Source organism: Barnesiella sp. CU968 (assembly GCF_905219685.1).
GTDB classification, from domain to species: Bacteria; Bacteroidota; Bacteroidia; order Bacteroidales; family Muribaculaceae; genus Lepagella; species Lepagella muris_A.
In genome coordinates this window covers 1-6,891 of the sequence record NZ_CAJMXD010000147.1, presented here as the reverse complement: position 1 = coordinate 6,891, position 6,891 = coordinate 1, and the positions used below count along the sequence as shown (strand labels likewise).

The 6,891-nt window shown below is 47.3% G+C and carries 8 protein-coding genes; 5 read left to right on the top strand and 3 right to left on the bottom strand.

The window, feature by feature from the left end; translation table 11 throughout:
• On the top strand, window positions 1-714 hold a 714-nt coding region (locus tag JX312_RS07145; RefSeq protein WP_204457520.1), incomplete at its 5' end, for an alpha/beta hydrolase.
• Window positions 715-778: 64 nt separating this feature from the next.
• On the opposite strand, the gene JX312_RS07140 is transcribed toward JX312_RS07145, so the two are convergent.
• The gene (locus JX312_RS07140; protein WP_123406125.1) at window positions 779-1,486 is read right to left on the bottom strand and encodes an LrgB family protein; all 708 of its coding nucleotides are present in this window, start codon (window positions 1,484-1,486) and stop codon (window positions 779-781) included.
• A 23-nt stretch (window positions 1,487-1,509) separates the two neighbouring features.
• Window positions 1,510-1,863: a CidA/LrgA family protein gene (locus JX312_RS07135; protein WP_128707171.1), complete on the bottom strand. Its 354-nt coding sequence runs from the start codon at window positions 1,861-1,863 to the stop codon at window positions 1,510-1,512.
• A gap of 134 nt (window positions 1,864-1,997) precedes the next feature.
• Here JX312_RS07135 and bioB point away from each other — a divergent pair, with 134 nt between their 5' ends.
• The 4 genes from bioB to JX312_RS07115 all read left to right on the top strand — a co-directional run bounded on the left by bioB (window position 1,998) and on the right by JX312_RS07115 (window position 6,142).
• Window positions 1,998-2,966: a biotin synthase BioB gene (gene bioB, locus JX312_RS07130; RefSeq protein WP_128707172.1), complete on the top strand. Its 969-nt coding sequence runs from the start codon at window positions 1,998-2,000 to the stop codon at window positions 2,964-2,966.
• Window positions 2,967-3,042: 76 nt separating this feature from the next.
• On the top strand, window positions 3,043-5,037 hold the full coding sequence (locus JX312_RS07125) for a TonB-dependent siderophore receptor (protein WP_239653843.1): 1,995 nt from the start codon (window positions 3,043-3,045) through the stop codon (window positions 5,035-5,037).
• 97 nt (window positions 5,038-5,134) lie between these two features.
• Complete coding sequence (locus JX312_RS07120; RefSeq protein WP_204457518.1) at window positions 5,135-5,596, top strand: heavy-metal-associated domain-containing protein; 462 nt, start codon at window positions 5,135-5,137, stop codon at window positions 5,594-5,596.
• A gap of 105 nt (window positions 5,597-5,701) precedes the next feature.
• Complete coding sequence (locus JX312_RS07115) at window positions 5,702-6,142, top strand: PepSY-like domain-containing protein (protein WP_124030987.1); 441 nt, start codon at window positions 5,702-5,704, stop codon at window positions 6,140-6,142.
• Window positions 6,143-6,266: 124 nt separating this feature from the next.
• On the opposite strand, the gene rbr is transcribed toward JX312_RS07115, so the two are convergent.
• Window positions 6,267-6,818, bottom strand: coding sequence for a rubrerythrin (gene rbr / locus JX312_RS07110; RefSeq protein WP_123406136.1), 552 nt, complete (start codon window positions 6,816-6,818; stop codon window positions 6,267-6,269).
• Between the last annotated feature and the right edge of the window lie 73 nt (window positions 6,819-6,891).

Below are 6,891 nucleotides of genomic sequence, written 5' to 3'. Positions count from 1 at the left end.
GTAGACCCTGCGACGGCAACCACTTACGACAACGCCTCGGATGCGGCAGCTGCAATCAGTCATGCCCGCTCAGGCAAACGTTTTTCAAAGGTCGGCATTCTCGGACACAGCGAAGGAGGAATGATTGCCTTCATTCTCGGAGCACGCAAAAACGCCCCTGATTTCATAGTCACAATGGGTGCTCCGGCTGTCAGGGCAGACAGTATCCTGCTGTATCAGAACCGACGTGTGATGGAAAAATCCGGAATGCCTCAAGACATGACTGATGAATACATCGAGGCTCTCGGCAAGCTTCTGCAATATAAAATCGACAACCCGGGAAAAAAGATAACATCCGATGAAATGGAGATTTTCTGTCCCGGATGGGGAGCCAAGCCAGTATACAAGGAATTGTCTGAGGCTTTGATGAAGAATTTCAGCGAGCCTAAACCCTGGATAGACACATTCATAGCGATAAATCCTCAAGAGACCTTAGGCAAGACAAAAGTGCCCATGTTGCTTCTTTACGGAGCCAAAGACACACAGGTGCCTCCATCGCTCAACGAGACACCGGCACGCCGTCTTGCCCCCGAAGCCGACATCCGCGTCTATCCTGACCTGAACCATCCCATGCAACACGCGAAAACGGGAGACCTGACAGAATATGCGGAAATAGAAGAAACAATCTCACCCGAGGTTCTTTCAGACATCGCTGGATTCATAAAGAGCCTATGATTAATTCAGAGAACGGATTTATCACCGCCACATCTAAAAAAGAACGCCCGCGCACTCTGGCCCATCATTTGAAACCAAGTATCAGATCCGTAATGGGTCCGGCAAGGAATGCGGTAAGAATTCCGTTGATTATAAGTCCTAAAGTTGCGTAGGCTCCATACCGTTCGCCATATTCGCTGATTCTGCTCGTGCCTATCACATGCGCCGCAGTCCCCATGCTCAGGCTTTTGGACACCGGAGCCTTCACATTTCCCCACGACATCATCTTGAGCCCGACCACTGCGCCGATCATACCAACAATAACTACTATCGCGGAAGTCAGAGCCGGAATACCCCCTATCTGCCGGGAGATTTCTATGGCGATAGGCGTTGACACCGATTTCGGAGCCAGAGACCGGATAACCTCCTCGCTCGCGCCAAGCCAAGATGCGATCAGCACCACCGAGACAATTCCCACGACACAACCGGTCAGTTCTGCCACAAGAAGCGGTATAAACTGGCTCCTGATATGTTTCAGCTCATTGTAAAGAGGCAATGCCAATGCTACAATTGCAGGCTTCAGCCAGAATTCAATCATGCGTCCGCTTTCATAATACTCGCCGTATGAGATACCTGTGAGTTTAAGGAAACCAATCAGACTCGCTATGGTGAATATCATCGGATTCAGCAACGCGATTCCGCTTTTCTTCTGAATCCAAGAAAAGACTCCGAAGAGAAGGAATGTCAATGTGATAAGAAACAATTCGCTTCTGATTATAAGTGCAATATCCATATGAATATATCTTTTCCGTGTGTTTATTTGGAATTACGTTTAACCCGTCTGTGCATGAACTGGTGAAGCCGTCCTGTAACCACTATCACAAGGAAGATACTCACTACTGTTGCCACCGTTATGGGTATCCACTCCGCAGCAATTATATCGAAATAAAGCATAAGAGCCACTCCCGGCGGCACAAAGAAAAAAGCCATGTTCTTTATCAGAAAGCGACAGAGCGGAGCTATAGAATCCGGTTTCACCACTTTTCGCTCCAAAAGAACTGTAAGAACGAGCATGCCTATTATACTTCCGGGAATGGAGACGCCGGGAATCATCGCAATCAATTCGCCGGCAAGAAGACAGGCGAAAATTATTCCGAATTGTTTTGCCATAAATATCTTTTATCATTTTCACGGCAAATTTAACAAATTATACCTATTATCCGGTCGAATCTGATGTAAAATATTTTGGCAGGCTAAATAAAAATTCGTTATATTTGCAATATTATTTACGAAACGATTTTACAATGATTGATATAAAAAGCCTGAAAGACAAAATCTTGAGCGGCAATCTCCTTTCGCGGGAGGAAGCTCTCTCCCTCTGCGATGTAGAACCACATATGCAGGATGATCTATGGAACGCGGCTGAAGAAATCACAAAAGCACTTTGTGACAAGACATTCGATTCCTGCTCCATAATCAACGCCCGTTCGGGCAAATGCCCTGAAAATTGCAAATGGTGCGCCCAATCCGCCCATTACAAAACCAGAATCGACACATATCCACTGGTAAGTCATGAGGAATGCATGAAAACCGCCGAGCTTAACAGAAAAGCCGGAATCAAGAGATTCTCTCTGGTCACAAGCGGCAGGAAGATGTGTGGCAAAGACCTTGACACTGTATGCGGATATTACCGTGAACTCCACGATAAGGGGGGGATGCATCTTTGCGCCTCCATGGGATTGCTTGACAAAGATGAACTTAAAAAACTGTATGATTCAGGAGTTACCCGCTATCACTGCAATCTTGAGGCTGCTCCCTCATATTTCTCACAACTCTGCACAACCCACACCGTGGAAGACAAAATCAAGACAATCGAACTTGCCCGCGAGGTGGGATTTGAAGTTTGCAGTGGTGGAATAATCGGCATGGGAGAATCAAGGCTACAGCGCATAGAGCTTGCTCTTGAACTTCTGCGGGTAAATCCGCATTCGATACCGATCAATCTCCTCTGCCCCATCCCCGGCACTCCGCTTGAAAACGCGGAACCGATTTCCGAAGAGGAAGTGCTGAACACAATATCATTCTTCCGTTTCATTCATCCCTCCAAGATTCTTAGGTTTGCCGGAGGACGCGCCAAACTGTCACGCGAGACCCAGCTCAAGGCTCTGCGCATCGGCATGAACGGTGGTGTGATGGGCGACCTTCTCACCACTATCGGTTCCAAAGTCTCTGATGACAAGAAACTGATTGAGGAAGGAGGTTATGATTATTAAAACGCACCGTGAGTCACGTTTGCTGAAACGAGGTTTAAAACAAAGACGCCTGATCAATAGATTATTCATATCCTTCTTGCTGGCGAGCTCCGCATCGGCGGCTGCGGCAGAAGAACCCGACTCGATTGCAGATGTGGAGACATTGCAGGAGGTGGTGGTTCAATCACGCGGAACCCGCAAACTGCGCTATAATGCAGGCAATACAGAACTGATAACCGCCGCCGAACTCACGCGCGCGGCATGCTGCAATCTCGGGGAAAGTTTCACCACAAACCCTTCCGTAGATGTCAGCTACACAGATGCCGCCACCGGCGCGCGACAGATCAGATTGCTCGGACTCGCCGGCACATACGTGCAGATGCTTACCGAAAACATACCCGCCTTCCGCGGAGCTGCGTCACCTTTTGGTCTCGGATACATCCCCGGACCATGGATGCAGTCTATTTCCGTATCCAAGGGTGCCAGCTCCGTAAAGAACGGATATGAATCGATAAGCGGCCAGATTAACGTGGAGATGCGCAAGCCGCAGGCAGAACCCTCTCTTGCCGTAAACGGTTATCTCGACCACCGCGGCAAAGCCGAGATAAACGCCGCCGGCAACATGCATTTCGGAAAGAGATGGAGCGGAGGTCTGCTCATTCATGGAGAAAACAGCTTCCGATCTCATGATGACAACGGCGATGGTTTCATGGATATGCCTAAGGTAAGACAGTTGTCTCTGATGAACAGATGGGCTTATCTCTCAAACAACTATGTTTTTCAACTCGCTGCCAAATATCTTGACGAATCAAGAGAGAGCGGACAGGACAGACACGGCGGTCATGCAGATATGAACACCGGGCAAATGCCGATGTACAATATAGACATCAATACAAGAAGAGGCGAGATATTCACTAAGAACGCCTTTATCTTCGATAAAGAAAATGATGGAAATGTGGCTCTGATAATATCAGGCTCCTACCACAGCCAAAATTCCGCGTATGGAGCGAAATTCTATGACATTGACCAGGGAAATGTCTATTCTTCGCTAATGTTCGAACGCAAATGGAATGAGCTGCATTCTCTCTCCGCAGGTCTGAGCCTGAACTATGACCATTACCGTCAGCATTACCTCCTCGATGTCGCAGAGTCAGCGCTACGCTCTAAAGAGATCGAAGCTGTATCGGGAGCCTATGCCCAATACACGCTCAATCTCGACTCCAGACTAATCGCAATGGCGGGGATACGATATGACTACAGTTCCCGCTACTCTTCAATGTTCACACCGCGACTGCATGTAAGGTGGAATCCGAATGACGACTGGAGCATAAACGCGTCTGCCGGGAAAGGTTACAGAACACCTCATCCTCTCGCCGAACTCAACTATCTCCTTGCTTCTTCACGAAAGATTGTGCTCCAGAACAATCTGCCACAGGAATCGGCATGGAATTATGGAGCGGGAGCATCATGGACTCCTTCATTCTTGAATGGCAGGATCACTCTTTCCGCGGAGTATTATTTCACGAACTTCAACCGCCAGCTCTGCGTCAATTTCGACCACGACCCGCATGAAGTGAATATATACGCAATCAACGGGAAATCACGCAGCCACACATTCCAGACTGAACTGACCGCCCGCATACTCCCGGACCTGACGTTTACCGGCGCATACCGTCTTACAGATGTCCGCACAGACTATGGCAGAGGCATGGAACTGCGTCCACTAACCTCCCGCTCAAAAGGTCTTTTCACCGCAAGCTGGTCTCCGAGAATGGGGCTGTGGCAAATCGACGCCACTCTCTCGGTAAACGGAGGTGGACGCATGCCCCAGCCATATGCGCGAACCGACGGAAACCTTTCATGGAACCCCGAATTCAAGACTTATTGTACACTCAACGCCCAGATAACACGCAACTTCAGACATTGGGCGGTATATATCGGCGGCGAGAACCTTACCGGTTTCACACAGAAGAATCCGATTATAGGAGCTGACAATCCATGGGGACCGGATTTCGATTCGACAATGATATGGGGACCTCTTCACGGGGCAATAGTATACGTCGGATTCCGTTATAGTTTTACAAAGTATTAGATGAACAGAATTCAAACAAACTCAGTATAAAACTTTGGAAACTGTCTGGATCGTGTCAATCCGGATAGCTTCTTAACTAACCAAAACGAATATGAATATGAAGAATTTACTTTTAATTTTCGCAGCTATTGTCATAGCTGTCAGCGCGAATGCAAAGTCTGCAAACGACACCACCGTATGCTTCACGATTTCTCCGGCGATGTCATGCGTCAACTGTGAGAACAAAATCAAGACCAACCTCCGTTTCGAGAAAGGCATATCCGCAATAGAGGCAAATGCCCCCGGCGACAGAGTATCGGTCAAATTCAACAGAAGCAAAACCAACGAAATTAAAATAGTCAAGGCGTTCGAGAAGATTGGCTACAAAGCGACACCGGCATGCACCAAAGCCAATGCCAACACTTGTACGAAAGGGAAGACTCAGAAATGCACTCAGAAATGCACTCAGAAATGCGGGAAAGACAACAGCTCATGCTGCAAAAGCAAAAATAGCGGTTGCGGCAACGCTTGTTCAGGCAAAAAAGTCTGCACCGGCAACAAGAAATGTGAGGGCAAATAAACCATTCCTAATCAGAGGTGTTATTTATTGTAAATACGAGTGCCATAAGGAATGGCGGAATACCGGCTGTTTTTATGCATTCATTAAAATTTAACTTTGAACACGATGAAAAAATTATTAATGGTTCTTGCGATGCTGATAGGAATCGCAGGATATGGTTTTGCCAAAGACATTTACGCTCATGATGCCTCAGTGCTTCCAAAAGCCGCTCAATCAATTATTGCCAAAAACTTCAAGGCTAAGGTCAGCGTAGTCAAGATGGATAAAGATTTCGGACGTGTCACCGAATATGAGGCAATTCTTGCCGATGGCACCGAAATTAGTTTCGACCGCGATGGAAACTGGGACAACATTGAAGTCAACAAATCCAAATCTGTTCCGGCGGCTCTTGTTCCCAAGGGGATACGCAACTTCGTTGCAAAACAGCAACCCGGTCAGCGCATAGTGGGCATCGACAAGGAACGCAGCGGATATGATGTGGAACTAACCAACGGCATTGACCTGAAATTCAACAAGGCGGGACAGTTTATCCGCTATGACGACTGACTCTGAAGGCAAGACATACCATACTCTCGGTTCAACCGGGAATAAATAATTAAGCGGGGACGGCATTTTTACATAATGCCGTCCCCGCTTTAAAAAGATTGTGCAAGTCTTGTTCCTCAAGTAATCAATAGTTCTTTGCCTCTATCTCGAAATATGCACGTTTGTGGTTGCATACAGGACATACTTCAGGAGCCTGTTTGCCGATGTGGAGGTGTCCGCAGTTGCGGCAGATCCATACAGTGTCACCCTCGCGTGAGAACACAATGCCCTGTTCTATGTTCTCGAGAAGCTTACGGTAACGGGCCTCGTGATGACGCTCTACCTCCGCAACGCCTCTGAATTTCTTGGCAATCTCCACGAAGCCTTCTTCCTCAGCCTCCTGCGCCATGCGGTCATACATGTTTGTCCACTCATAGTTCTCCCCTTCTGCAGCATCGCGAAGGTTAGTCATGGTGTCACTGATATTTCCGCCGTTGAGAAGCTTATACCACATCTTTGCATGCTCTTTTTCGTTCTGAGCTGTCTCTTCGAAAATTGCTGCAATCTGCTCGAAACCGTCTTTTTTTGCCTTTGATGCAAAATATGTGTACTTGTTACGAGCCTGCGACTCACCTGCAAATGCTTCCTGAAGGTTACGCTCAGTCTTTGTTCCTTTCAAATCTTTCTGATCTTTCATTTCTTTATTATTTTTGAGTTATAAGTAAGTATTGAAAATTAGTTTATAATAAGTAAATGCTGTGCTTATTTAA

Bases quoted from the DNA above. Each gene is read 5' to 3' on its own strand.
- JX312_RS07135 (WP_128707171.1), bottom strand. From the start codon at position 1,863: ATGGCAAAACAATTCGGAATAATTTTCGCCTGTCTTCTTGCCGGCGAA.
- JX312_RS07120 (WP_204457518.1), top strand. From the start codon at position 5,135: ATGAAGAATTTACTTTTAATTTTCGCAGCTATTGTCATAGCTGTCAGC.
- bioB (WP_128707172.1), top strand. From the start codon at position 1,998: ATGATTGATATAAAAAGCCTGAAAGACAAAATCTTGAGCGGCAATCTC.
- JX312_RS07140 (WP_123406125.1), bottom strand. From the start codon at position 1,486: ATGGATATTGCACTTATAATCAGAAGCGAATTGTTTCTTATCACATTG.
- rbr (WP_123406136.1), bottom strand. From the start codon at position 6,818: ATGAAAGATCAGAAAGATTTGAAAGGAACAAAGACTGAGCGTAACCTT.
- JX312_RS07115 (WP_124030987.1), top strand. From the start codon at position 5,702: ATGAAAAAATTATTAATGGTTCTTGCGATGCTGATAGGAATCGCAGGA.